The organism is Maricaulis sp. B-26, assembly GCF_056857855.1.
In genome coordinates this window covers 157,488-183,160 of the sequence record NZ_JBSXNX010000026.1, presented here as the reverse complement: position 1 = coordinate 183,160, position 25,673 = coordinate 157,488, and the positions used below count along the sequence as shown (strand labels likewise).

24 protein-coding genes are annotated in these 25,673 nt (G+C 63.3%); 10 read left to right on the top strand and 14 right to left on the bottom strand.

Going from position 1 to position 25,673, the window contains the following annotated elements; translation table 11 throughout:
- Nucleotides 1-23: 23 nt before the first annotated feature.
- Together accB and aroQ are read right to left on the bottom strand one after the other, a co-directional pair.
- The gene (gene accB / locus AC13HB_RS13170; protein ID WP_482950226.1) at nucleotides 24-518 is read right to left on the bottom strand and encodes an acetyl-CoA carboxylase biotin carboxyl carrier protein; all 495 of its coding nucleotides are present in this window, start codon (nucleotides 516-518) and stop codon (nucleotides 24-26) included.
- Between the two features lie 21 nt (nucleotides 519-539).
- Nucleotides 540-980 (bottom strand): type II 3-dehydroquinate dehydratase, encoded by a 441-nt coding sequence (aroQ, locus tag AC13HB_RS13165; protein ID WP_482950225.1) that lies wholly within the window; start codon nucleotides 978-980, stop codon nucleotides 540-542.
- A gap of 75 nt (nucleotides 981-1,055) precedes the next feature.
- On the opposite strand from aroQ, the gene thiS reads away from it, so the two are divergent.
- Nucleotides 1,056-1,256, top strand: a complete 201-nt coding sequence (gene thiS, locus AC13HB_RS13160; protein WP_482950315.1) for a sulfur carrier protein ThiS — start codon at nucleotides 1,056-1,058, stop codon at nucleotides 1,254-1,256.
- Nucleotide 1,257: 1 nt separating this feature from the next.
- A complete protein-coding gene (locus AC13HB_RS13155; protein WP_482950224.1) occupies nucleotides 1,258-2,061 on the top strand; it encodes a thiazole synthase in 804 nt (267 codons plus the stop codon).
- A 70-nt stretch (nucleotides 2,062-2,131) separates the two neighbouring features.
- Here AC13HB_RS13155 and AC13HB_RS13150 read toward each other — a convergent pair whose 3' ends face one another.
- Nucleotides 2,132-2,875, bottom strand: coding sequence for a DsbA family protein (locus AC13HB_RS13150; protein WP_482950223.1), 744 nt, complete (start codon nucleotides 2,873-2,875; stop codon nucleotides 2,132-2,134).
- Between the two features lie 142 nt (nucleotides 2,876-3,017).
- Here AC13HB_RS13150 and AC13HB_RS13145 point away from each other — a divergent pair, with 142 nt between their 5' ends.
- Nucleotides 3,018-3,587: a manganese efflux pump MntP gene (locus tag AC13HB_RS13145; protein ID WP_482950222.1), complete on the top strand. Its 570-nt coding sequence runs from the start codon at nucleotides 3,018-3,020 to the stop codon at nucleotides 3,585-3,587.
- A gap of 6 nt (nucleotides 3,588-3,593) precedes the next feature.
- Here the strand turns inward: AC13HB_RS13145 and AC13HB_RS13140 are convergent, their stop codons facing one another.
- The 3 genes from AC13HB_RS13140 to AC13HB_RS13130 form a co-directional block, all read right to left on the bottom strand.
- Nucleotides 3,594-4,055: a RidA family protein gene (locus tag AC13HB_RS13140; protein ID WP_482950221.1), complete on the bottom strand. Its 462-nt coding sequence runs from the start codon at nucleotides 4,053-4,055 to the stop codon at nucleotides 3,594-3,596.
- A 75-nt stretch (nucleotides 4,056-4,130) separates the two neighbouring features.
- Nucleotides 4,131-5,426: a DNA polymerase IV gene (locus AC13HB_RS13135; RefSeq protein WP_482950220.1), complete on the bottom strand. Its 1,296-nt coding sequence runs from the start codon at nucleotides 5,424-5,426 to the stop codon at nucleotides 4,131-4,133.
- Nucleotides 5,423-6,334, bottom strand: a complete 912-nt coding sequence (locus tag AC13HB_RS13130; protein WP_482950219.1) for an ROK family protein — start codon at nucleotides 6,332-6,334, stop codon at nucleotides 5,423-5,425. The genes AC13HB_RS13135 and AC13HB_RS13130 overlap by 4 nt, the downstream gene beginning before the upstream one ends.
- A 191-nt stretch (nucleotides 6,335-6,525) precedes the next feature.
- Between AC13HB_RS13130 and AC13HB_RS13125 the strand changes: the two genes are divergently transcribed.
- A complete protein-coding gene (locus AC13HB_RS13125; protein ID WP_482950314.1) occupies nucleotides 6,526-6,891 on the top strand; it encodes a response regulator in 366 nt (121 codons plus the stop codon).
- Nucleotides 6,892-6,902: 11 nt separating this feature from the next.
- Nucleotides 6,903-8,267 carry a PleD family two-component system response regulator gene (locus AC13HB_RS13120; RefSeq protein ID WP_482950218.1) on the top strand — a complete coding sequence of 455 codons (1,365 nt, stop codon included), beginning with the start codon at nucleotides 6,903-6,905 and terminating at the stop codon, nucleotides 8,265-8,267.
- A 52-nt stretch (nucleotides 8,268-8,319) separates the two neighbouring features.
- Here the strand turns inward: AC13HB_RS13120 and rpmG are convergent, their stop codons facing one another.
- From rpmG to AC13HB_RS13090, 6 genes are all read right to left on the bottom strand, one after another.
- On the bottom strand, nucleotides 8,320-8,487 hold the full coding sequence (gene rpmG / locus AC13HB_RS13115) for a 50S ribosomal protein L33 (protein ID WP_271188226.1): 168 nt from the start codon (nucleotides 8,485-8,487) through the stop codon (nucleotides 8,320-8,322).
- An 87-nt stretch (nucleotides 8,488-8,574) separates the two neighbouring features.
- Nucleotides 8,575-9,753 (bottom strand): MFS transporter, encoded by a 1,179-nt coding sequence (locus AC13HB_RS13110; RefSeq protein ID WP_482950217.1) that lies wholly within the window; start codon nucleotides 9,751-9,753, stop codon nucleotides 8,575-8,577.
- Nucleotides 9,754-9,808: 55 nt separating this feature from the next.
- Nucleotides 9,809-10,492, bottom strand: a complete 684-nt coding sequence (locus AC13HB_RS13105) for an NUDIX hydrolase (protein WP_482950216.1) — start codon at nucleotides 10,490-10,492, stop codon at nucleotides 9,809-9,811.
- A complete protein-coding gene (gene rnr, locus AC13HB_RS13100) occupies nucleotides 10,489-12,747 on the bottom strand; it encodes a ribonuclease R (RefSeq protein ID WP_482950215.1) in 2,259 nt (752 codons plus the stop codon). The genes AC13HB_RS13105 and rnr overlap by 4 nt, the downstream gene beginning before the upstream one ends.
- A gap of 5 nt (nucleotides 12,748-12,752) precedes the next feature.
- Complete coding sequence (topA, locus tag AC13HB_RS13095) at nucleotides 12,753-15,362, bottom strand: type I DNA topoisomerase (RefSeq protein ID WP_482950214.1); 2,610 nt, start codon at nucleotides 15,360-15,362, stop codon at nucleotides 12,753-12,755.
- 149 nt (nucleotides 15,363-15,511) lie between these two features.
- The gene (locus AC13HB_RS13090; protein ID WP_482950213.1) at nucleotides 15,512-16,789 is read right to left on the bottom strand and encodes a D-alanyl-D-alanine carboxypeptidase; all 1,278 of its coding nucleotides are present in this window, start codon (nucleotides 16,787-16,789) and stop codon (nucleotides 15,512-15,514) included.
- Between the two features lie 158 nt (nucleotides 16,790-16,947).
- On the opposite strand from AC13HB_RS13090, the gene AC13HB_RS13085 reads away from it, so the two are divergent.
- Nucleotides 16,948-17,634: a phasin family protein gene (locus AC13HB_RS13085; RefSeq protein ID WP_482950212.1), complete on the top strand. Its 687-nt coding sequence runs from the start codon at nucleotides 16,948-16,950 to the stop codon at nucleotides 17,632-17,634.
- Nucleotides 17,635-17,712: 78 nt separating this feature from the next.
- Here AC13HB_RS13085 and AC13HB_RS13080 read toward each other — a convergent pair whose 3' ends face one another.
- A complete protein-coding gene (locus AC13HB_RS13080) occupies nucleotides 17,713-18,312 on the bottom strand; it encodes a hypothetical protein (protein WP_482950211.1) in 600 nt (199 codons plus the stop codon).
- Between the two features lie 522 nt (nucleotides 18,313-18,834).
- Between AC13HB_RS13080 and clpS the strand changes: the two genes are divergently transcribed.
- Both clpS and clpA read left to right on the top strand, forming a co-directional pair.
- Nucleotides 18,835-19,164: an ATP-dependent Clp protease adapter ClpS gene (clpS, locus tag AC13HB_RS13075; protein WP_482950210.1), complete on the top strand. Its 330-nt coding sequence runs from the start codon at nucleotides 18,835-18,837 to the stop codon at nucleotides 19,162-19,164.
- 3 nt (nucleotides 19,165-19,167) lie between these two features.
- Entirely contained in the window at nucleotides 19,168-21,486 is a 2,319-nt protein-coding gene (gene clpA / locus AC13HB_RS13070) for an ATP-dependent Clp protease ATP-binding subunit ClpA (RefSeq protein ID WP_482950209.1), read from the top strand.
- Between the two features lie 88 nt (nucleotides 21,487-21,574).
- On the opposite strand, the gene AC13HB_RS13065 is transcribed toward clpA, so the two are convergent.
- Nucleotides 21,575-22,666, bottom strand: a complete 1,092-nt coding sequence (locus tag AC13HB_RS13065; RefSeq protein ID WP_482950208.1) for a helix-turn-helix domain-containing protein — start codon at nucleotides 22,664-22,666, stop codon at nucleotides 21,575-21,577.
- A 155-nt stretch (nucleotides 22,667-22,821) separates the two neighbouring features.
- On the opposite strand from AC13HB_RS13065, the gene AC13HB_RS13060 reads away from it, so the two are divergent.
- The gene (locus AC13HB_RS13060) at nucleotides 22,822-23,661 is read left to right on the top strand and encodes a DUF2306 domain-containing protein (RefSeq protein ID WP_482950207.1); all 840 of its coding nucleotides are present in this window, start codon (nucleotides 22,822-22,824) and stop codon (nucleotides 23,659-23,661) included.
- A 100-nt stretch (nucleotides 23,662-23,761) separates the two neighbouring features.
- Complete coding sequence (recQ, locus tag AC13HB_RS13055; RefSeq protein WP_482950206.1) at nucleotides 23,762-25,564, top strand: DNA helicase RecQ; 1,803 nt, start codon at nucleotides 23,762-23,764, stop codon at nucleotides 25,562-25,564.
- Nucleotides 25,565-25,673: the final 109 nt, after the last annotated feature.

Below are 25,673 nucleotides of genomic sequence, written 5' to 3'. Positions count from 1 at the left end.
CGGCGCTCGCGTCGGTTTGGAGCTTAGACGAGGACGAAGAGCGGCTCGCCGTATTCGACCGGCTGACCATCCTCGACGAGGATTTCCGTGATCTTGCCGGATTTTTCGGCCGTGATCGGGTTGAAGGTCTTCATGGCTTCGACCAGCAGGATGGTGTCGCCCTGCTTCACCGTGTCGCCGACCTTCACGAAATTGTCCGCATCCGGGTTCGGCTTGAGATAGGCGGTGCCGACCATCGGCGATTTTACGGCGTCCGCATTGACGACGGCCGCTTCGGCCGGAGCTGCTGCAGCTGCGGCGGGCGCCGCGGCCGGTACCGGCGCTGCCGCAGCGGGTGCGGGAGCCGGTGCAGCCACATGCTGCACGACCGGCGCGCTCTGCAACTGGCGCGCGATCTTCAGGCGCAGATCTCCGCGCTCCACTTCGATCTCGGACAGGTCCGTCTCGCGAAGGATTTCTGCCAGCTCGCGAACGAGCTTGGAGCTGATCGGGGCGCGGGGTCGGGAATCAGAACTCATGATCTTTCGCCTTTAATTCCGTCAGTTGTCGAGGCATCGGGCCGCAGCATCCAGTCCCAGAAGGTAGCTGTTCAGGCCCAATCCCGTGATCGAGCCACGCGCAGCGGATGCAATGAAGGAGTGATGTCGGAAGTCTTCGCGTGCCGCCGTCTGACTCAGATGAACTTCGATGACCGGAGGTTCTATAGCGCGAACGGCGTCATGCAAAGCGACCGATGTATGCGTAAATGCACCTGGGTTGAAAACAACCGCACTTGCGTTGACGTTTGCGTCATGCAGCCAGTCGATCAGAAAGCCTTCATGATTGGACTGGCGAAACTCCAACGCAAACCCCAAATCACGGGCATGTTCAGCGCAGGCCTTTTCGATGTCGGCCAGACTGAGCGAGCCGTAGATCTCCGGCTCGCGGGAGCCGAGGAGATTGAGATTCGGGCCGTTGAGGATGTGAATGGGCTTTGCCATGGCCTTGCTTTGCAGCCTCTATGGGATTTACGACGTGTCCTCATTAGGACTCAAGCGAGGTAGAGCCAAGCCGTGCTGCAGCTCACAGTCAATGGAGAAAGCCGGTCGGTTGCGTCCGGTGCCACCGTACACGACCTGGTAGGCGAACTCGGCCTGGACGGCCGCAAGATCGCCGTGGAGCGCAATCTGGAGATCGTGCCCCGTTCGATTTACGCCGAAACGGCGCTGGAAAATGACGATCGCATCGAGATCGTCGCCTTTGTTGGAGGTGGTTAGAATGGACGACGCGCAAGCCGTCACCGGAACAGACATTGATGCCCCGCTTGTCGTGGCGGGGCGCACATTCGCCTCCCGTCTGATCATCGGCACCGGCAAATACGAGACCTATGCCCAGAATGCCGAGGCGCTGCGGGCGTCGGGGGCGGAGATGATTACCGTCGCCGTTCGCCGGGTGAACCTCTCCAATCCGGACGAACCGCGCCTGGTCGATTTCATCTCGCCGGAGGACTACACCTTCCTGCCGAACACGGCGGGCTGCTTCACCGGTGAGGATGCGGTGCGCACGCTTCGGCTGGCGCGTGAGGCGGGCGGCTGGAACCTCGTGAAGCTGGAAGTCCTGTCCGACCCCAAACACCTCTATCCGGACATGGCCGAGACGCTGCGGGCGGCCGAGCTGCTGATCAAGGACGGGTTCGACGTCATGGTCTATTGCTCGGATGATCCGGTCTACGCGAAGAAGCTGGAAGAGATCGGCTGCTGCGCGATCATGCCGCTGGGTGCGCCGATCGGTTCGGGGCTGGGCATCCAGAATCCGGTCAATATCCGCCTCATCATCGAGCAGACGAAAGTCCCGGTGATCGTCGATGCCGGCGTCGGTACGGCCTCCGATGCGGCCGTCGCGATGGAGCTGGGCTGCGACGGCGTCCTCATGAACACGGCGATTGCCGAAGCCAAGGATCCGATCCTCATGGCCAGCGCGATGAAACACGCCGTCATCGCGGGCCGCGAGGCCTACCTCGCCGGCCGCATGCCCAAGAAGCGCTATGCCGATCCGTCCAGTCCGTTGAGCGGTCTGATTTAGGCAATCGTCTTTGAAACAAAAAAGCCCCGCCGGACCGGCGGGGCTTTTCTTTTGCTTGGCGCTGGGCGGATCAGCCGCGCAGCGCGTCCTGCAGGGCCTGCTGCAGCGCCATCTCGTTCGCGCCCGGCACGACCGTGCCGTTGACGATGAAGAAGGGCGTGCCGCTGACGCCGAGCGCCTGGCCGAGCGAGCGGACCTGGAGCACGTGCTGCATGATGCCTTCGTCCTCCATGTCGGCGCGCATTTGCGCGACATCAACGCCGGCGACGGTCGCGAGCTGGTCGATGCGTTCGGACGGCAGCGGACCGGAGGAATTGATCATTGCTCGGTGGAAGGCGGCATAGATTTCCTCGCCCTGGTTAAGCGCAGCCAGGGCCGCGCGGGCCGCTTCCGTGGAATCCGGGCCGAGGATCGGATATTCCTTGAAGATGAACTGGACGCGGTCGCCGTATTCTTCCCGCGTGCGCTCGACCCAGCCATTGGCGACCCGGCAGTAGGAGCACTTGTAGTCCATGAATTCGACGATCACGATCTCCGCATCGTCGGGACCGAGGCGCGGGTCGCGCGGATCGTTGAATATGGCGTCGGAATTGGCGGCGACCGCATCATAGGTCGCCTGCATTTCGCGCGCCTGGGCGCGGCGCTGAAGTTCGATCAGTGCGTCTTCGATGATTTCCGGATTTTCCAGGATGTATTCGCGGACGAGTTCGCGCACTTCCTCGCGCTCCGGATCGGAGAGCTGGGCGTCGGCCGCGGGCTGTTGGCAGCCGAGCAGGAGGGCGGCGGCAGCGATTACACAGAAAACTCGTGTCATGATGAGGTCGTCCTTTCCAGTTGACCGACATTTAGCCGAGCCGGGGCCGGTCGGCGAGGGGCAGAATGTAAAATCGTCGTGTTCGGGACGGTTTGCTGCCGGTGCTTGCCAGCCCGTACGAGGCTGGATACGAGCACGCACCATGTTGTCTCCGCTCGCGCTCATCCTGACCAGTCTGTCCTTGTCCACCGACGCATTCGCCGCAGCACTGGCGCGCGGCAGCGCTGCGCCGCAGAGCCGTTTGCCGACGGCGCTAAAGGTCGGTGCCGTATTCGGAAGCACGGAGGGGCTCCTGTGCCTGGCCGGCTGGTTGCTGGCGCATTCCATGGCCGGACTGATTACGGCGGTCGATCACTGGGTCGCACTGTTCCTTTTGAGCGTAATCGGCGGGCGAATGGTCTGGAACGGCTGGCGCGGGGAAGACGATGACGAAGACGAGGCGCAACCGCGCAGCCAGACGCGGATCGGAACGGTCGTGACCGCGATCGGTACGAGCATCGATTCGGCGGCGGTCGGTGTCGCTCTGGCGTTCGCCCTGGCCCCGTTCTGGATTGCCGGCGTGATCGGGCTGACATCCTTCGCACTCTCGACGCTGGGATATCTGATCGGCCCGCGCGTCGGCGAACGGCTCGGGGGGTATGCCGAGATCGCCGGCGGACTGGTTCTGATCGGATTGGGCATCTCGATCTTCACCAGCCATATGACGGCCTGAGCCGGCTCAGCCGATCTCGAAAATCCCGTCGACCTCAACGGCCGCGCCCAGCGGCAGGGCGGGACAGGACACGGCCGACCGGGCATGCCGGCCGGCATCGCCGAACACTTCGACCATGAGGTCGGAACAGCCATTGATGACCTGCGGAATTTCTGTGAAGCCCGGCTGAGCGGCGACGAAACCACCCAGTTTCACGACGCGCTTGATACGCGTCAGGTCGCCGTCGCACGCGGCCTTGAGCTGGGCGATGAGATTGATGCCGCACAGACGGGCAGCGGCCTGACCGGCGGCGACGTCCATGTCCTTGCCGAGCGTGCCGGTGACAAGGCCGTCCGGTCCGATCGAGACCTGGCCGGAAATGAAAACCTGGTTCCCGGTGCGCACGAAGGGCACGTAATTGGCGACCGGGGCGACCGGTTCGGGAAGCGTGATACCGAGTTCGGAAAGGCGGTGTTCGGGCGAGCTCATGACGGTCTCCTGCGGTCTGTGTCGGAAAACGGGATAGGGAGGTTTCGCGCGATAGGCAATCGGCAGCGCCGGGTTCTAGTCGCGCGGTTTTCGCCGCGAGCCCAGGGCGCGGCCCTTGACCACCGCATCGCCCCCGAACTTCTGCCGGGCCTTGTCCATGGCCCGTTCGGCCGTTGCGCGGCGGATGGCCTGCGGGTCCAGCAGGTCGCCCGCATCGCCGAGCGCCTCTGTCAGGCCGGAAAAGCCGATCCCGATAAGCCGGAAGCGCGTCCCGGTAGCTTCTCGAGCCAGCAACTCGCGACCCACCCGGAAGAGTGTATCCGCCAACTGGCTGGGCTCGGACAGGGTCCGGCGGCGTGTGCGGCTTTTGAAATCGGATGTCTTCAGTTTCAGCGTCACGACCGAGCCGGATATGCCCTTGGCCTTCATCTGATCGGCGACCTTCACGCAAAGACGCCAGAGATGTTTTTCCAGCGTCGCCAGATCGTCGTGATCGGCGTTGAAAGTGGTTTCCGAAGACACGCTCTTGCGCTCGCGTTCGGGCTTTACCTTCCGCGTGTCTTCGCCACGGGCCAAACGGGCGAGGTGATAGCCCATTTCCCCGTAGCGGTCGGCCATCTGCTTGTCGGAACGGCGCCGGATATCGGCCAGCGTGCGCAAGCCGTCCCGTTCGAGTTTCGCGGCGAAGGCCGGGCCCACGCCGTAAATGGAGCGAACGGGACGGGGGGCGAGAAAGTCCAGTGCTTCGGCCTTTCCGATCACGGCGAAGCCGTTCGGCTTGTCCAGATCGGACGCGGTCTTGGCGAGAAATTTGTTGAAGGAAAGGCCAACCGAGACGGTGATGCCGACCGTCTCGAAAATGCGCCTTTGCAGCTTCAGCAAGGTGAACGCCGGCGAGCCGCCATGCAGGCGGGCCGTGCCGGTGAGGTCGAGAAAGGCCTCGTCGATGGAGAGCGGTTCCACCAGCGGTGTGATGTCCCGCATCATCTCGCGAATGCGATGACCTTCCCGGGTATATTTCGCGTGATCCGGCTTCACCACGACGGCATCAGGACAGGCCTTGAGCGCCTGGAACATCGGCATGGCCGAATGGATGCCGTAGAGCCGCGCGATATAGCAGCATGTCGAGACGACACCACGTGTCTGCCCCCCTACGATGACGGGAAGTTCCTCGAGCTCGGGATTGTCGCGCTTCTCGATCGCCGCGAAGAAGGCATCGCAATCGATATGGGCGATGGAGAGCGTGTCTATCTCAGGGTGACGAAGCAGGCGGTGCGAGTCGCAGGCCGGACAGCTGTCCCCGGTATCTCCCAGCGGACCCAGACAGGCGCGACAATAGCCGGGCGCGGTATCGGGAAAGGGGCCGCTCATTCATCCGGCCCCCAGAGCCAGGCGGCTCCGCGCACGCCGGAACCGTCGCCATGGGCATGCCGGACGATACGGGTCTTCACGACGTCGGAGAAGATATAGCGCCCGATCCCGGCTACGACGCGTTCCGGCAGGCCGTCGATATTGGACAGCCCGCCGCCGAGCACGACACAATCGGCGTCGATCAGATTGAGCACGCTCGCCAGTCCGCGCGAAAGACGGTCGGTATAGCGATCAAGGCTTGCCATGGCCGCCCCGTCACCCTTCAGGGCCTGTGCAGCGATCTCGCGGGCGTCTGCGTTTCCGCCGGCCGCCATGCCGTGATCGCGCGCGAAGCCGGGACCGGAGAGCCAAGTCTCCATGCATCCGGACTGACCGCACCAGCAGTTCGGACCCGGGCATTCGTCCGGTTGCGGCCAGGGAAGGGGGTTATGGCCCCACTCGCCGGCGATACGCTGTGCGCCGGACAGGAGCTGCTTCTCGATACTGATCCCGCCGCCGACGCCGGTGCCGATGATGACGCCGAACACGACCCGGCTGTCTAGGCCGGCTCCGTCGGTGGCTTCGGACAGGGTGAAGCAATCGGCATCATTGGCCATGCGCACCGGCCGTTCGAGGCGGGCTTCCAGATCCGACTGGAGTGGTTGACCGTTCAGCCAGGTCGAGTTCGCATTGCGCATGTGGCCGGTGACCGGGCTGAGTGAACCGGGATGTCCGATTCCGATCCGGCCCGGCCGGGAAGCCGCATCCAGATCAGCTTCCAGACGTGCTACCAGCCCGGCAATGGCATCAAGCGTCGCGGCATAGTTTCGGGGTGTCTTGATGCGCTCCCGCGCCAGTTCGGCACCGTCCGGACCGAGCGCAATCGCCTCGATCTTTGTGCCTCCCAAGTCGATTCCGATCCGAATCATCGCTTTGCCACCATGGTTTAGCGCGGTACTTTTCTTGCGCGATTTTGTTCTTATCTTGTTCCTGTAGGGCCGGAAAGTGCCCTGTGACTCATGGTTGGTTAAGGAAGATCAGGTTTAGTGCAGGCGGGGTTCAACAAGCACGATAAATCCGTGCATCAATCGGGAAGCGCGTCGCCGACATGCTGCAGGTCATGCCCAAAAAGGTCCTGATCGTCGAAGACAACGAGCTGAACATGAAATTGTTCAACGATCTGCTCGAGGCTCATGGCTATGAGACTCTGCAGACGAAGGACGGTTTCAAGGCGCTCGAACTGGCGCGCGAACACACGCCCGATCTCATTCTCATGGATATCCAGCTGCCGGAAGTGTCCGGTCTGGAAGTCACCAAATGGCTCAAGGATGACGAGACCCTGTCGGAAATTCCGGTCGTGGCCGTCACCGCATTCGCCATGAAGGGTGACGAGGAACGGATCCGTGAGGGGGGATGTGAGGCGTATCTGTCCAAGCCGATCACCGTAACGACCTTCATCGAGACCGTTCGCCAGTTCCTCGATTAGGTGTGCCCGGTATGAGTGCGCGTATCCTCGTAGTTGATGACCAGCCGGCCAATGTGCGCCTGCTCGAGGCGCGACTGCAGGCCGAGTACTTCGATGTATGCACCGCCGCTGACGGGTTCGAGGCCATCGAAGTGGCGCGGCGCGAACAGCCGGACCTCATCCTGCTCGATGTGATGATGCCGGAAATGGACGGCTACGATACCTGCGCCCGTCTCAAGGACGATCCGCGCACGCGGCATATTCCCGTCATCATGGTCACGGCGCTGGACCAGCGCGAGGATCGCATTCGCGGCCTGGAATCCGGGGCCGACGACTTCCTTACCAAGCCGGTTGATGATGTCACCATGTTTGCCCGGGTGCGTAGTCTGCTGCGTCTCAAATCCGTGCTCGACGAATTGCGCTATCGCGAATCGAACATGGCGCTCTCTGCAGCGGCCGGTGATCTCGAGGACGAGGATGAGGGCGAGGCCAGTGTCATCGTCGTCAGCGCCGATCCCCGCGCTGCGGCCCGCTATGCGGCGGCGCTGCCGTCGAACACCGTATCGCGTCACGAAAGCGAGCCTGCAGCCGCGATCGAGGCCGCACGCACCAATGCCGATCTCCTGATTATCGATCTGACTTCGCCGGACTATGACGGCCTGCGCCTGTGCGCCCGTATCCGCTCCGACGCAGCGACGCGGCAGATGCCCATCCTGGCTGTCGTCAATCCGGACGATGTGGCCAATGCCGTCCGGGCGCTTGATCTCGGCGTGAACGACATCATCCACCGGCCGGTCGATGCGGGCGAGATGAATGCACGCGTGCGGACCCAGCTTCGCCGCAAGCGCTATGCCGACCGTCTGCGCCAGTCGCTCGATACCAATCTCGAACTGGCGGTCACTGATCCCCTCACGGGGCTGCACAATCGCCGCTATATCGCCTCGCGACTGCGTCAGGCGATCGAGGGGGCGAATAATGGCGGTGCGCCGGTCTCGCTCCTCATTGCGGATATCGATCATTTCAAGCGCATCAACGACACCTATGGCCACGAAGCCGGGGATACGGTTCTTCGGGCCTTCGCGAGTCGTATCGTGGCCAGCATGCGCGCCATCGACCTGGCGGCGCGTTATGGTGGCGAGGAATTCGTGATTGCGATGCCGGGAGCTGGTCTCGCCGAGGCACGGATCGCGGCCGAGCGTCTGCGTGCGGCGATCGACGAGGCGCCCTTCCGTCTCGAGGACGGCACGAATGTGGATGTCACGGTGAGTGCGGGTGTGGCCCAGGCCAGTCCGGGCGAGAGCGTCGAAGAGCTGATCCGCCGGGCGGACATGGCGCTCTACGAGGCGAAAGACGCAGGCCGGAATCGCATTCAGGCCGCGGACTCAGCCGCGGCCTGACAGAAACTCCGGCGCTCAAGATGCGTTCGGGCAGGCGTCGTTGACGCCCGGCTTACTTGATCTTGGCTTCCTTGAATTCGACGTGCTTGCGTGCGACCGGGTCGTACTTCTTGAGCACGAGTTTTTCGGTCATCGTGCGCGCATTCTTCTTGGTCACGTAGAAGTAACCGGTACCAGCCGTGGAGTTCAGGCGGATTTTGATGGTTGTCGGCTTCGCCATGGCTCTAAATGTCCTGGTGCATGTGTGCGCGCAGTCGGCCCCATGCCGACGCGAGAGCGCGCGAACATACGCACAGATGCGCGGGTGTCAACTCTCGCCCGCTGTTTGTGACGCACGCCGCCAGACCAGCGCTGCATAAAGTCCGGCGATCCCCGACATCACGATCATCAATCCGTACGGACCCAGCCCGTCCATGGCCACTCCGGAAACCGGTGGCCCGAAGAGGGAGCCCGTCCCGTAGGCGAAGATGAAGGCGGCATTCGCGGCGGCGATGGCACCGCCCGTGAACCGCTCACCCACGAGGGCGAGGCCCACCGTGTAGAGCCCGCTCGCGACGCCGGCCTGGATGAAGAAGAGCGCCATCATGCCGGGCAAATAGCTGCCCACAGCCCAGATGGCGAGCGGCGTGAGTGTGGCGATGGTGGCGATCCATTTCAGGGTCTCGCGCCGGTCCGTCTTGTCCGCGATCCATCCGAGCGGGATCTGGAAGACGAGCGCACCGACTGCGGCAGCCATGGCGATCAGTGCAATACCGTGATCGTCCAGTGCGAGACGGTCGCCATAGACCGGGGCGAGGGAAAAGAGCACCGTCTCCAGGGCGCCGAAGGCGAGGCCGGCCCCGATCGCTGCAGGTGCGAGCCGGGCCGCACTCATGATCGCGCCGGAGGAGGCTTCGTCCTTGCCGGGCGCCATCGCCGGCGGTCCCTGCAGCAGAACCACGGGGACAAGACCGGCCAGGAATATAAGGGCGCCGACATAGAAGCCGCTATCGCCGCTCGTGCCGACCTGTCCGAAGAGAAACGCACCGACACCGAATCCCCCGGCGAGGACGGTGCCGTATATGCCGAGGATCGTGGCCCGGCGCAGCGGTGTCGCGATCTGGTTGATCCAGGTCTCCGAGACCACGAAGGTCACGGTCATGAAACACCCCATGGTGAAGCGCAGCACGAACCATGCAGGGACGTTCTCGAAAATCGGGAAGAGGGCATGCATAAGCCCTGCGAGCGCCAGGCTTATGGCGATGAGTACGCGACCCGGCATGTAGGAGAGAAGGCGTGGCACGATCGGCGCCATGACCAGGGTGGAGAGTGCGGCTGCCGCCCCGTTCAGGCCCACGATCAGCCCCGAACTCGTCATCGCCTCGAGCCGTAGCGAGACCAAAGGCATGGACAGGCCGAACGCCGTTCCGCACACTGCCGCACAGCAAATGGCGGCGATCAGCGAGCGATTATTCGCCAGGCGCGGGTCGGTCAGCGGATTGATCATGCCGCAGCTATAGCGCCGGTCGGCGGCGGCGTCTCCCTCATCGGGCAGGGCCCGGCTAGAGGGCCTCGACGATCATCTTGCCGCGTACGGCCTTCATGCAGCGCGGAAGCTCGGGAGCTGGCGGCAGGACGCGTTTGAGCTCGTCGAGCACAAAGTGGGTGACGATGGGCAGATCGAGTTCACGCGCCTCGGCAAGCGGCACCCACTGCACGTCCTCCAGTTCAGAGCTCGGCGTTGGCGGACGCTCGTCGTACAGGGCGGAGGCGTCGGTGGTGAAAAACCAGGTATCGAAGCGGCGCGAGCGGCCCGGGGGCGTGATGGCTCGCGTGATCAGTTTCAGCGGGGCCAGATCGGGCGCTACGCCGTGCCGACGGAAGGGCGACCAGTTGGCATGCCGCGACCGGATCTCGGCGTCGCGGGCGATCAGCAGCCCAGTCTCCTCGGCTGTTTCCCGTATAGCCGCAGCTGCCGCCGCGCGAGCGCGGCTGGCTGGCAGATTGCGTGTCATGAGAGACATGACGCGCGTATCCAGATCCCGAGCGATCGGGGCGGAACTGTCTGCCCGGTCCACACGTCCGCCCGGGAAGACGTATTTATTCGGCATGAAGACGTGCCTTGCCGAGCGTCGGCCCATCAGGACATCGACGCCGCGACCGGTCTCGCGCGTCAGGATGAGGGAAGCTGCGAGGCGGGGCCGGATATAGGGAAGGTTGCGGTGATGACTTTCATCGCGACTCATCTGCGGCGCACCTTCTTCTTGAAGCCCTTACCTCCACGTCCGCGCGGCGGCCCCCCATGGCGGCGTCTTCCCTTCGGCTTGGGTCCCTTGATCGCGGGCGTCAGGATGTCGAGCAGCAGTCCGCCCGTAATCGGCTGGGCTTCCTCGATGCGCACTTTCACCGGCATTCCGAGCTTGAAACGCCCACCGGTTTCCAGACCGACCAGGGCATGCTCGCTTTCGTCATGCTCGAAGCGTTCCGCGCCGAGGGTCGAGATCGGGACCAGCCCGTCCGCGCCAATCTCGTTGAGGCGCACGAAGGCGCCGAAGCGGGTGACGCCGGTGATACGGCCCTCGAACGTGCTGCCCACCTTGTCAGCCAGGTAGAGCGCAATGAAGCGATCGACCGCGTCGCGCTCGGCGGCCATCGCACGGCGCTCGGCATGGGTGATCTCTTCGGCGATTGCATCGAGCCGGCTGCGCTCCTCGTCGGTCTGGCCGTCCTGGCCCAGATTGCAGGCCCGGATCAGGGCGCGGTGGACCGTCAGGTCTGCATAGCGGCGGATCGGCGAGGTGAAGTGCGCATAGCGGTCCAGGTTGAGACCGAAATGGCCGAGATTGTCGGTGTCGTAGATTGCTTGGGACTGGCTCCGCAGGACCACTTCGTTGATGGTCTCGTAGTGTTCGCTGCCCTTGGCCTGTTTCAGCAGTTTGTTGAAGCGGCCGGTCTGTACGCGCTCGCCGCGGGTCCATTTCAGTCCGACGGTTGGCAGGAAGCTGGAGAGCGATTCCAGCTTCTCTGCGGAAGGCTGCTCGTGAACCCGATAGATCAGCGGCGTGCGCTTCTGCTCCAGCGTTTCGGCCGCACAGACGTTCGCCTGGATCATGAATTCCTCGATCAGGCGGTGCGCGTCGAAGCGTTCGCGGATCTCGACGCCGGAGACCCGACCGTCCGGACCGACGCGCACACGTCGCTCCGGGCTATCGATTTCCAGCGGCTCGCGGCGGTTCCGCGCCTCGCGTACGGCGAAATAGGCGCCCCAGAGCGGCTTGAGCACGCTGTCGAGGAGATTGTTGGCCTTTTCCTCGCCCTTGCCGTCTATCGCGTCCTGGGCCTGCGTATAGGAGAGCTTGGCGGCAGAGCGCATCCAGCCGCGCAGGAAGCGATGGCTCTTCTTGTTGCCGTGCTTGTCGAACACCATGCGTACGGCGAGGCAGGGCCGGTCCTCCAGCTCGCGCAGCGAACAGAGATCATTGGAAAGGCGTTCGGGCAGCATCGGCACGACGCGGTCCGGCAGATAGACGGAATTGCCGCGCTTGAAGGCGCCTCGGTCCAACGCGCTGTTCGGCTTCACATAGGCGGCCACGTCGGCGATGGCGACGATGACATGCCATCCGCCCTTGTTTTTGGGATCCGTGTCCGGCGCCGCCCACACCGCATCGTCATGGTCGCGTGCATCGTCCGGGTCGATGGTGATAAGCGGCAGGTCGCGCAAGTCCTCGCGGCCTTTCTCGGACCCGCGCGGTGCGTCGTCCGCCTCTTTCTGCTCTGTGTCGGAGAAGCCCTGGGGTACGCCGTGGGAATAGAGCGCGATAATGCTGCCCGCGCCCGGTGACGAGGCGTCGCCGATGACTTCCACTATGGATGCGGTCTTGAGGCCGTGCCGGCGCTCCTTGGCGATCTGGCAGAGGACGAGATCACCGTCATCCGCCTTTTCGGCTTCGCCGCGAACCGGTACAAGCTCGTGCCGCGAGCGGCGGTCGACAGGAACCAGCCGCATCGGGCCGGATTTTGGCTTTCGCAGCACGCACAGGAGCTTGTGAGCGCTTTGCCCGAGCTTCTTTATCAGGCGCGCTTCGTAGCCGCCTTCGCCGTCCTCGTTCAGGCGGACCAGAGCACGATCGCCGATGCCAAGTGCGGGCTGACCCTTGCCGCCGGCGCCCTCGCCTGGGGCGAGGCGGATGACGGGAGTATCGCGGTCCTTGCGGACCGGTTCGGCGAGGAGTTCTCCATCCGTGTCCCGATCGGTGATCTCGATCACGGTGACCGGCGGGAGCACACCGGCGAGCGCATAGCAGCGCTTGGCATCCTTGCTTATCGTGCCGTCTTCGAGCAGCTGGGCGAGGAGGGCATTGAGCGTGCGCTTGGCGTCGCTGCCCTTGAGTTTCAGGGCGCGGGCGATCTCGCGTTTGCCGAATTCGCCTTCACCGAGGCGGACGGCCTCGATCACCGCGTCGCGGGTGAGGCCGGCGGTTTCGTCGTCATGGCCGGCCATTGCGATCAATCCGCCTCGTCGGTCTTGGCTGTGGTCTTCTTCTTCGTCGTGGATTTCTTGGCCGCTGTCTTCTTGGCCGGAGCCTTCTTCTTAGGCGCGGCTTTCTTCTTGGCCGGGGCTTTCTTCTTGCCGCCCTTGGCGGCCTTGGCCTCGACCCATTCCATGGCCTGTTCGAGCGTCACGCCCTCCGGGTCGGTGCCTTTGGGAATGGTGGCGTTGATCTTCTCGTATTTTACATAGGGGCCATAGCGGCCTTCCATGATCCGGACGGGCTTGCCGTCATGTTCGCCCAATTCCTTGAGCGCGGTGGCGGTGGAACCGCGGCGTCCGCCGCTGGCGCGCTTGTCGGCGATGACCGAGACCGCGCGGTTCAGGCCGATTTCGAAAACCTCATCCACGTTCGGCAGGTTGGCGTAGGTTTTTTCGTGATGAACGTAGGGACCGTAACGGCCGATCGCGGCCGTGATGGGCTGGCCGTCATCAGGGTGCTCGCCGACCAGCCGCGGCAGGTCGATCAGCTTGATCGCCTGTTCCGGCGTCAGTTCCTTGGCGTCCCAGCCTTTCGGGATGGAGGCGCGCTTGGGCTTGTTCTCGCCTTCGATTTCCATCTCGAGATAAATCCCGAAACGGCCATCCTTCATGATGATCGGCTTGCCGGTTTCCGGATGGACCGTGATCTCGCCATCGCCCTCGATTGCGGGCTGGGCATCCTGCTCGCCCATCTGGCGGGTGAACTTGCAGTCCGGATAGTTCGAGCAACCCAGGAAGGCGCCGAACTTGCCGAGGCGCAGGCTGAGCGTGCCTTCGCCGCAAGACGGGCACTGGCGCGGGTCGGAGCCGTCTTCCTTTTCCGGGAAGATATGCGGGGCCAGCACTTCGTTGAGCGTGTCCAGCACCTCGCCGATCCGAAGATCGCCGATCTCGTCGATGGCCGCGCGGAAATCCGTCCAGAAGTCGCGCAGGAGCTGCTTCCAGTCGAGTTCGCCGGCAGAGACCTTGTCGAGCTGCGTTTCCAGCGCGGCGGTGAAATCGTATTCGACGTACCGCGCGAAGAAGTTCTCGAGGAAGGCCGTTACCACGCGGCCCTTGTCGAGCGGTTGGAAGCGGTTCTTTTCCATCACGACATAGTCGCGGTCCCGCAGTACCTGAAGCGTCGAGGCATAGGTTGAGGGGCGGCCGATGCCGAGCTCTTCCATCCGCTTGACCAGCGAGGCTTCGGTGAAGCGCGGCGGCGGTTGAGTGAAGTGCTGGTCGGCATGCGTCTTAGCCACGTCCGCACTGGCACCCTGGCTGATCTTCGGAAGGCGGTTCTCGCCTTCGTCCTCCTCGTCGTCCCGGCCTTCCTGGTAGAGCGCGAGGAAGCCGTCGAAGAGCTGGACCGAACCGGTCGCGCGCAGGGCGGTCTTTCCGTCGGCGCTGGCGATGTCGACCGTGGTGCGCTCGAAGCGGGCACTTTCCATCTGGCTGGCCACGGCACGGCGCCAGATCAGCTGGTAGAGACGCGCCATGTCGTCGTCGAGCGATAGATCCTTCGGCAGCCGCGAGAAACTGGTCGGGCGGATCGCCTCGTGCGCTTCCTGAGCGTTCTTGGCTTTGGTGGAATACATGCGCGGCGAGGAGGGCACGTAAAGCGCGCCGTGTTCCTTGCCGATCACGTCGCGGGCCTGGCTGATCGCCTCGGGCACCATGGAGACGCCGTCGGTACGCATATAGGTGATGAGACCCGTGGTCTCGCCGCCGATCGTCACGCCTTCATAGAGCTTCTGCGCCGTCTGCATGGTGCGCGTGGCGGAGAAGCCCAGCTTGCGGGCGGCTTCCTGCTGCAGGGTCGAGGTGGTGAAGGGCGGCGGCGGATTGCGCCGGGCCGGTTTGGCCTCGACAGCGCTGACGTTCAGGCTGGCGGACTTGATCGCCTCGACGGCCGCATTGGCCGCGGCGCGGTCCTTGATGGAGAGTTTCTGGAGCTTCTTGCCGTCCAGCGTGACCAGCTTGGCGCGGAAGGGATCGGAACCGGCCGTGATGTCGGCATCGACGGTCCAGTATTCCTCCGCCTTGAACTTCTCGATCTCCAGCTCGCGATCGCAGATCAGGCGCAGCGCCACCGACTGGACCCGTCCGGCGGAACGCGAACCGGGGAGTTTGCGCCAGAGAACAGGCGAGAGCGTGAATCCGACGAGATAGTCCAGCGCGCGGCGCGCCAGATAGGCGTTCACCAGTTCCATGTCGACGGCACGCGGATGCCGCATGGCTTCCTGGACGGCCTGTTTGGTGATCGCGTTGAAGGCGACGCGTTCGATCGTCACATCTTTGAGGACCCGGCGTTTGGCCAGCGCTTCCAGCAAATGCCAGGAAATGGCTTCGCCCTCGCGATCCGGGTCAGTAGCAAGGATGAGCCTGTCCGACTCCTTCACGGCATCGGCGATGGCCTTGACGCGCTTGGTGGACTTGGCGTCCACCTCCCAGGCCATGGAGAAATCCTCATCCGGTTTTACCGAGCCGTCTTTCGGCGGCAGGTCGCGGACATGGCCGAAACTGGCCAGAACCGTGTAGTCGGATCCCAGGTACTTGTTGATGGTTTTGGCTTTCGCCGGGGATTCTACGACGACAACATTCATCGGGTTTCGCATCCAGACATGAGGCAGGGGCCGCCAGGCTGCGGCCAAGGCGCGCGAAAGTGTTCGAGGGGGAAGGTTGTGTCAACCGACCGGAAGATTCCAGTGCAACGCGCAGGAAAGCCCGTGAATTGCCGCGGATGCGGCAGCGATCAGCGTCCAGGTGCGACCGTGAAGCAGGGTTGCTGACGCGAATTCAGCTCCCGGCAGGCCTCGCGGGCCTCAGGTTCGGTCAGGGCTTCGAAACGGGCGCGCCATAGCTGCCCGCCATTGATGTCGACCGAGCGGGCCGCCGGTTCGGCGGCGCGAAGACCACCATGCAGCCCGAGTACGCGCTCGAGACGATCGCGCGCATCGTCGGCCGTATTGTAGGCACCGACCTGGACGGCCCAGTCGCCGCGGATCAGTGACGGTTCGACCGAGGCAGTGCGGAGTTCGCCGTTCAGTGCGCCTTCGTCCGCGAGAACGACACGAACCGGCGGCGTGGGCTCCGCGTCGCCCATCTCGGTCGGAGCCGCCAGATTGAGCGCGGCAACGTCGCGCGCGATCAGGTCCTGCTGGCGAACCGGGCTGATACGAGGCGTTTCCAGCGAAGCGAAGAGGCGCGTGTCCTCACGCTGCTCAAGCGTGCCGAAGGCGGCCTCGAGCAATTCCTCGGCATGGGCGTCGCGCGCCGCAGCGCTGGGACCGCCCATGACCACGGCGATTAGGCGATTGTCACCCCGCTCGGCCGACACGACGACATTGAATCCCGAAGCACGGATATAACCGGTCTTCAACCCGTCCACGCCGCGCACGCGGCCCACGAGCGAATTGTGGTTGCGATAGGTTCGGCCGTTATAGGTGAAACGCTCTTCCTCGAAATAGTGGTAGAATTGCGGGAAGTCGCGGTGGAGTGCGATGGCGAGCCGTGCCATGTCCCGCGCCGTTGTCGTCTGGCGCGAATTGGGCAGTCCGGACGCATTCCGGAACATCGTATTGGTCAGGCCGATCTCGGCAGCACGTTCGGTCATCATCTCGGCGAAGCGGGACTCGCCGCCGCCGAGGCGCTCGCCGACAGCGACCGCAATATCATTCGCGCTTTTGATAACGAGGGCCCTGATGGCGGTCTCGACCGAGATCGTGTTGCCGGCGCCGACTCCAAGCCGCGAGGGCGTCGCATTGGCGGCGTGGGCGGAGACGCGGATACGGTCCTGCAGGCCGATTTCCTCGCGCTCGAGGGCGTCGAACAGCATGTAGAGCGTCATCATTTTCGTCAGCGACGCAGGATAGCGCTCGGCCTCCGATCGACGCGAGTGCAGCACGACACCCGTGTTCTGCTCCACCACGAAGGCGGCGTAGCGAGACGATTGCGCCTGCGAACTCCCTGCAAAAACAAGGACTCCCAGGGCGAAGGCGGCGGTCGCGAGAATGCGGTGTAAACCATGCATGGCGAACAGCCTGCCTGCCGGCCGTTTCCAGCTGGTTAAGCCTGCCGAGACAGTCATACGAAATAATTGTGCGCTGCACAAAATACCGCTTGACCAGAGCGGTTGTGGTGGTAGGTTTGCTGCGACTGCGAAGTGCAGTTGCAACAATTGCTGGATTGATGAGCGACGTCAAAACACCCCCCACCCAAACGCCTGCGACCGCTGCTCAAGCGGACGCCACGGCAGCCGATAAGGCGCCGAAGACGGCGGAAGCGGTGAAGACGCCCGTCAAGACACGCGCAGCCCAGGCGTCAGCCCGCAAGGTCACGCCGAATACGGCTGGCGGCAAGAAGGCGGGTACGAAATCCGCGGCGCCGAAGGCGGCCGCGCGTAAAACCAAGTCTGCCAAGCCGGCCAAGAAGGCTGCAGCGAGCCCCAAGGTGAATACTATGAATGATACGATCGAAAGCATGACAGCCGCGAGCAATGAAGCGCTCAAGGAAGGTTTCGAGAAGACCCTGAAGTCCGTCACGGAAGCGACCAATTTCCAGAAAGAAACGGTCGATGCGCTGATCGAGTCCTCGACGATTGCCGGCAAGGGCATCGAAACGATCAACTCCAATGCCGCCGCCTACGCCAAGTCGGTGATGGAAGAGGGCGTGACCACATCCAAGAAGCTGGCCACAGCGAAGTCGGTCCAGGACCTCTTCGAGATCCAGTCCGATTACACGAAGACGGCGATGGACACCTATCTGGCCGAGCTGAACAAGTCGTCGGACCTTATCTCCGAACTCTTCAAGGAGTCGCTCAAGCCGCTTAATGCGCGCGTCTCGGCAGCCGTCGACCTGGCCCAGGCCCAGCGCTGACGGAATTACAAGTTTTCCTCCCCGACTGGGCCCGGTGTCGATCACCGGGCCCTTTTTTTGTCCGTTTTCCCCGCGCGGTCAGCGGGAGGCAGTGACCGGGTACTGGTCCGCCATCGGATGTCCTGGCCATTCCAGACGAACCCAGTTGCGGTGCACGTCGATCTGCATGCGCATATCCCGCGTTTCGTCGATCAGATAGACCGACCACTGGTCGCGATGGGTTTCCCGGAAGGCGTAGGTCGCCTGGCCCTGCGCGTTGTATTCGCGCCACTGGCCCGGGCTGACCATCCGGAAGGAGCCGCCATTATGGCCGACTTCGGTCACCAGTCGGCCGTTCACGCGCTCGTCCGCTTCGGTGATGCGGTATTGGTCCGCCATTGGATGGCCCGGCCATTCCAGCCGAATCCAGTCGCGATGCATATCGATCTGCATGCTCATCTCACGGCTGTCGTCACGGAAATAGATGGACCAGTCGTCGCGCCCGGTCACCCGCCATCGGAAGCGCGGCTCATTGCTGCCGTCGCCGAACTCCAGCCAGTCGCCGGACCAGGTCCGCTCGAAGGTACCGCCGTCGAAGCGCACGAAATTGGTGGTGTAGCCGTTCGGTTCGGCATGGGCCGTCGAGAACAGTCCGATCGTCAGAATGACGAGCGCGCCGAGTATGTGTGCCGGTTTCATGCTTGTTCCCCCTCTGCGCCAGGGTGCACCGGGCACCTGATGCGAGACCGTTCTGTGTCGTCTCCCGGGAGACCGCATCAGCGAAGCATTTTTCGAGCGCGGCAACCAGCATAAAGCAACCAGGCGTGGCGCACGCGGAGGTCCAGCTGTTCGGTGTGAGGACGATGAGGAGGTCGGTCGGCTGAAAGCGGCGGCTGTCCCGACGCTTGCGCATCGGGACAATCCACCATTGGTTCCGGGCATTATTCCGGACTGCCGCGATCCGATCTCGTGCGTCGGTGGCGTTTCGCCTTCAACGCGGCAGGCTTTTCTCCCCGACCGGGCCGGTTACGAGCCGGTGGTTTCCGCCACAGGGGCGGGATAATCTTCATATGCGTTCCACGGGGAAACGGGAAGAATGAATCGTCCTCCCGTGCTATATTTCGCCTCGAAGCCGTTAGCAGGACAGGTCTTTCCGGTGCCGATATGGTTACCTATCTGGGTTAACGGGGACGGCGTTTGGTATTTGGGCATGATTAAAAAATGACCGAGAAGAAACATCAGGATACGGGCATTGAAGAGGAAACTGGGCTGGCAACAAAGACCCGTCCGGCAACCAAGAAACCTTCGCTTTACCGTGTCCTGTTACTAAATGACGACTACACGCCCATGGAGTTTGTGGTCGAAATCCTTGTCGGGATTTTTCGCAAGTCTCCCGAAGATGCCGCGAGAATCATGCTGCATGTTCATCAGAACGGTGTCGGTATGTGTGGCGTGTACACGTTCGAGGTTGCCGAGACGAAGGTAGCCCAAGTGATGGACACGGCACGGCGGGCGCAGCACCCGTTGCAGTGCACAATGGAAAAGGAATAGACGGTGCCCTCTTTCTCATCTGACCTGGAAGACTCCCTGCACCGCGCTCTGGGCTACGCCAATGAGCGTGGGCATGAATTTGCCACTCTGGAGCACCTTCTTCTCGCCCTTGTGGACGACCAGGACGCAAGTGCCGTGATGAAGGCGTGCGACGTCGATCTCGACGAGCTGCGCGCCACCCTTATCGAGTATGTGGACAGCGAGCTGTCCGAACTGGTGGTGGACGACGACGAGGACGCGAAGCCGACCGCCGGCTTCCAGCGCGTGATCCAGCGTGCCGTAATCCACGTCCAGAATGCGGGCCGCGAAGAGGTCACGGGTGCCAACGTACTGGTCGCCCTGTTCGCCGAGCGCGAAAGCCACGCCGCCTATTTCCTCGCCGAGCGCGACATGACGCGCTACGACGCGGTGAACTTCATTTCCCATGGCATCGGCCGCAAGCCGGGCGCCTCAGAGGAGCGTGCGGTTCGCGGTGTCACTGACGAGGCCGAGGAGCCGCAGAAGGATGGCGACGCGCTCACCGCCTATTGCGTAAATCTGAACGACAAGGCCCGGAAGGGCGGCGTCGACCCGCTGATCGGCCGTGAGGCCGAGGTCGAGCGCTGCATCCAGGTCCTGGTCCGCCGCCGCAAGAACAATCCGCTTCTGGTGGGCGATCCGGGCGTCGGCAAGACCGCGATCGCGGAAGGCATTGCACGCAAGATCGTCGAGGACGATGTCCCCGAGGTTCTGGCCGGTGCCACCATCTACTCGCTCGACATGGGCTCGCTGCTGGCCGGTACGCGCTATCGTGGCGATTTCGAAGAGCGTATCAAGCAGGTCGTCAAGGAACTCGAGGACAAGGAGAACGCAGTTCTCTTCATCGACGAGATCCACACGGTGATCGGTGCCGGTGCGACTTCGGGCGGCGCCATGGATGCGTCCAACCTGCTGAAGCCGGCCCTCCAGTCGGGCGGTCTGCGCTGCATGGGATCGACGACCTACAAGGAATACCGTCAGCACTTCGAGAAGGATCGGGCTCTGGCTCGCCGCTTCCAGAAGATCGACGTCTCCGAGCCGTCTGTGCCGGATGCGATCAAGATCCTGCAGGGGTTGAAATCCTACTTCGAGGACTTCCACGATGTCCGCTTCACCAATGACTCGCTGAAGTCCGCCGTCGAATTGTCGGCGCGCTATATGGGCGACCGCAAACTGCCGGACAAGGCGATCGACGTGATCGACGAGGCCGGAGCCCAGATGCGCCTGCAGCCCGTCTCCAAGCGCAAGAAGACGATCGGCGTGAAAGATGTCGAGGCGGTCGTGGCCACCATGGCTCGCATCCCGCCGAAGACGGTCACCAAGGACGACGAGCAGTCGCTGAAGAATCTGGACGCCGACCTGAAGCATGTCGTGTTCGGCCAGGACGAGGCGATCGCCCAGCTGGCCACCGCGATCAAGCTGTCGCGGGCTGGACTGCGCGAGCCGAACAAGCCGATCGGCTGTTACCTGTTCTCCGGCCCGACCGGTGTCGGCAAGACCGAGGTTACGCGTTCGCTCGCCGATATCATGGGCGTCGAGCTGCTTCGCTTCGACATGTCCGAATACATGGAGCGTCACGCCGTATCCCGGCTGATCGGCGCGCCTCCGGGCTATGTCGGTTACGACCAGGGCGGCCTGCTCACCGATGCCGTCGACCAGCATCCGCATTCCGTGCTCCTGCTTGACGAGATCGAGAAGGCGCACCCGGACCTGTTCAACATCCTCCTGCAGGTGATGGACAACGGCACGCTGACTGACTCTAACGGCAAGAAGGTGGACTTCCGCAATGTCATCCTCGTGATGACCACGAATGCGGGAGCCGCCGACGCACAGAAGGAAGCGATCGGTTTCGGTCGCGGCAAGAAGACGGACGAGGCCGACAAGGCCGTGGAACGCCTGTTCACGCCGGAATTCCGCAACCGTCTCGATGCCATCATTCCGTTCGCGCCGCTCTCCGCCGAGTCGATCAGCCGCGTGGTCGAGAAATTCGTCCTGCAGCTGGAAGCCCAGCTCATCGATCGCGGCGTGACCTTCGAGCTGACGCCGGATGCGACGGCCTGGCTGGCCGAGCGCGGCTATGACAGCAAGTTCGGCGCTCGCCCGCTCGCCCGGGTCATCCAGGAGCACATCAAGAAGCCCCTGGCCGACCAGATCCTGTTCGGCGAGCTCAAGAAGGGCGGGCTGGTCAAGGTCGATGTCGATGAGGCCGATCCGGAACGGCTCGACTTCCATGTCACTCCGGGCGACCGGCTCCTGCCGCGCAATGCCAAGGGCAAGAAAAAAGGCAAGAAGGAAGAGGTCTGATCCTCTTCGTCTTCGAGCAAACGGAAACGGCGCCCCGCGGGGCGCCGTTTTTTGTTTGGGGTATTCGCTAGCCGGTGCGAAGGCTGGGTCAGGCGGTGCGGACAGCCGGGGCGGATGGGGCCGAAGCTAGAGCCTGCCGGCGATACTCGCGCGGCGTGGTGCCCGTCTCGGCCTTGAAGGCCCGGTTGAACGGGCCGAGCGAGGCAAAGCCGCTGTCCAGAGCGATAGTGAGAACCGGCTCGCGCGCATGCGCCGGATCGGCCAGTTTCCGCTGCGCTGCCTGGACCCGGTAGGCGTTGACGAAACGATTGAAATTGCTTTCGCCCAGCCCGGCCGTGATGGCCCGGGATACCCGGTAATCCGGCGTGTGAAGCCGCCGGGCGAGATTGCCCACTTTCAGCCCCGGGTCGAGATAGGGTTCTTCGGAGTCCATCAGGGCACGGATGCGCCGCGCCAACTGGCGTGTCTCCTCGTCGACCTCAACTGGTCGGGATCGCATATCGTCTGGCAGCTTGAGCGGGTGAAGTTCGCGATAGCGAACCGCGACGGAGGTGACGGTGAGGATGGACAGGGCGCAGGCCGCCTGGATACCGGCCATGAGTTCGGGCGACAGGTTTGCCTCGCCATGGTCCAGCAGCATCACGCAGGTCGAGACGCACAAGCCGAACGTCGCCAGATACAGGCCTCGCATCCGCTTCTCGTTGATGCTCAGCCCTGGGGTCCAGCCGCGTATGCCCTCCCAGAAGGAAAGAACCAGAACGGTCGAGCTGAGCAGGGTCACCAGGCCGCCGAGCGCTTGGTCGAGCCCGGCATAGCCGGCTGCTCCCATCCAGGTGTCGACGCCCGTCGATTCCAGCCCCTGGCGCAGGGCCGTAGGCGCGAAAATTCCGCCGACCAGTGCGATCTGGGGCAATCCGATCGACGCACCGGGCCGGAAAAGGGCGCGGGCGACCAGCCAGAACATGCCGCAGGTACAACAGCTAGCTATGACCAGCCATGGCTGGAAGACGCCCAGGCTGTCGCCGCTGATCTCGCGAACCATGAGCGTAGCCAGTCCGCCGCAGAACACGGCCCAGGTGAGATGAAGTGCCGATCTGCGCCGCATCAGGGTGATACGCAGGATCCAGATTAGCGCCACGCCGATGACGGCAAGCTTGGTGATCAGTGCGATGTCCGACATGGCATCCCGCGCTCCTCAGCTGTCTCCAGTTACACAAATACCGGTCGATTTCCAAATCGGCAGGACGACCGAGGGCGTGCTGCGGCAGGGGAATGTATCCGCTGGTGTCCCGCATGGGTTGGGGCGCCATTCAGACAGTGAAGAAGGATATATCGATGAGTGATGTTGCCGCCCCCGGCGCATTTTCGCCCGCAGCCGGCACTGGCCGGTCCCGCCTGCCGCATACGTTGCTTGGCGGTTCTGCCAAACTCTGGTTTCTCGCCGTCGTGGCGGGGCAGTGGCTGTTCGTTTACTACATCCTCCTGGCCTACGTGCCCCCGACTGCATCAGGGGACTGGGCGTCCTGGGATCGCGTCGGTCTGATCGAGGGGTATACGGAGGGCGATCTTCTGGGAAACCTCGGCTTCATCAGCCACGTACTGATGGCTGCAATCATGACCGTCGGCGGGACGATGCAGCTCACGCCCCCGCTTCGCAAACGTTTCCCTCTGGTGCACCGGATGACCGGACGGACCTACATGCTGGTCGCTGCCTTCCTGGCGATCGGCGGTATCTCTCTTGTCTGGATCCGTGGTTCGCGCATCAACGACATCGGCTCTCTCGGCGTCACCATCGACGGGATACTGATCCTCGTCGCGATCAGTTTTGCCCTGCGGCATGCCATTGCGCGACGGATCGACCAGCACCGTCGATGGGCCATGCGGCTGTTCATTTTCGCCAGCGGCGTGTGGTTTACCCGGATCGGCTATATGGGCTGGGCGATATTGACCCAGGGAGCTGGTATGAGCCGCGACATGAGCGGCCCCTTTGACCTGTTCATTTCCTTCGGAAGCTGGGCGGTTCCATGGGTGTTGCTGGAGCTCTACCTGAAAGCGCGCGACAGCAAGAACACCGCATTCAAGCTGACGATGGCGGGCATGGTGACGGCGGGTGCCGCATTCACTGCTCTGGGAGCATTCGGCGCCTGGATGATGATGTGGAGCCCCCACGTCTGATCTTGCCCTCGACGGCGAACGCGCGAGAGGCGCCGTTCTTTGGACACCGTCTCTGCACCGGGCGGGCTGCCGCCCGGTGCCGGGCGCGCTAGGGTGGGGCATGTCCGATTCCGCGCCCGACCAGATACTCCAGTCCATCTTCGGTTACCCGGAATTCCGCCCCGGCCAGCGTGATATCGTCGATCACATCCTGGAAGGAACCCCGACCCTGTGCGTCATGCCGACAGGGGCTGGCAAGTCGCTGTGCTATCAGGTGCCGGCGCTCGTGCTGGACGGTTTGAGCGTCGTCGTGTCGCCGCTGACCGCATTGATGGACGATCAGGTGGCGGCGCTCAAGGCGAACGGCGTCGCGGCAGTCGCGATCCACTCGGGCCGGGACCGGGAGGCCAATATCGCGGACTGGCGCGCGGTTCAGGCCGGTGAAATCAAGCTCCTATACATGTCGCCCGAACGACTCATGACGGGCCGCATGCTGGCGGCGCTCGATGCGGTTGCGCCCGCGATGTTCGTGGTGGACGAGGCGCACTGTATTTCCAAATGGGGCGCCAGCTTTCGCCCTGAATACGAGGACCTCTCCTTCCTGAAGGAGCGTTTCCCGAAAGCGCGTCTTGCGGCCTTCACGGCGACGGCGGACGCGGCGACGCGTAGCGATATCGCAGCCAAGCTTTTTGGAGAGGGGCGCGGCGAAATCGTGGTGCACGGATTCGACCGCCCCAATCTTTCCCTGGCCGTCTCGCCCAAACAGAAATGGAAGCCGCAGCTCCTCGATTTCCTCGATACGCGGCGCGATCGGTCCGGCATCGTCTATTGCCTTTCGCGCAAATCGACGGAGGAGGTCTCGGCCCTTCTCAATGCCGAAGGGTACAGGGCCTTGCCTTATCATGCGGGCCTGCCCGCCGAGCAGCGACGGGAGAACCAGGAGGTCTTCATGGCCGAGGAGGGCGTGGTCATGGTCGCCACGATCGCCTTCGGCATGGGTATCGACAAGCCGGATATCCGTTATGTTTTCCATCTCAGCCTGCCCGGCTCGATGGAAGCCTATTACCAGGAGATCGGGCGAGCGGGCCGCGACGGCCGGCCCGCCGAGGCGATGATGCTCTACGGGCTGTCTGACGCACGGATGCGGCGGCAATTCGTCGACCAGGACGGCGGCGCGGAGGATCACAAGCGGCGCGAGCACAAACGCCTCGACAGTCTGCTGGCTTATTGCGAAGCGACCCAGTGCCGCCGGCTGGCCTTGCTGGCCTATTTCGGCGAGAGCGATGGGGCGCCCTGCGGCAATTGCGACATCTGTATCGATCCGCCGGTTCTGATCGACGGAACGCGGGTCGCGCAAATCCTGTTTTCGGCGATCGCGCGGACCGGCCAGGTTTTCGGCGGAGCGCACATCATTGATGTGATCCGCGGTGCGGATACCGAGAAAATCCGCGAGCGGGGACATGATCAATTGCCGACCTTCGGCGTGGGTGCCGACAAGCCCAAAACCTTCTGGCAGAGTCTGATACGGCAATGCGTCGCCGGCGGGCATGTCGAGATCGATGTCGCCGGCTATGGCGGATTGCGCCTGACCGCGAGCGGCGAACGTATCCTGAAGGGCGGGGAGAGCCTGGAAATACGTGAGATCGACACACGTTCCGCCCGCGCAGCCAAACGCGAGCGACGTGTCATCGAGGCCGCGGCAGCCGATGCCGACCCAGAATTGCTGTCCGCCTTGAAGGCATTGCGTCGGGACCTTGCGGCCGAGCGCGGGGTGCCGGCCTATATCGTCTTCTCCGACGCGACCTTGCTCGACATGTGCCATCTGCGCCCGCAGAGCCTGGATGACATGGCGAATGTCAATGGAGTCGGGCCGAAAAAGCTACGCGAGTACGGCGATCCCTTCCTCGAAGTCCTGCGGAATTGAGATCAGGACCTGTCCGTCAGTGCGATGTCTTGGCTTTTTGCTTTCGCGATACGTCATTATGAGGATATCGCGAAGAATCGTAGTTTTATTGAACCTGTCCCTGGAGGCT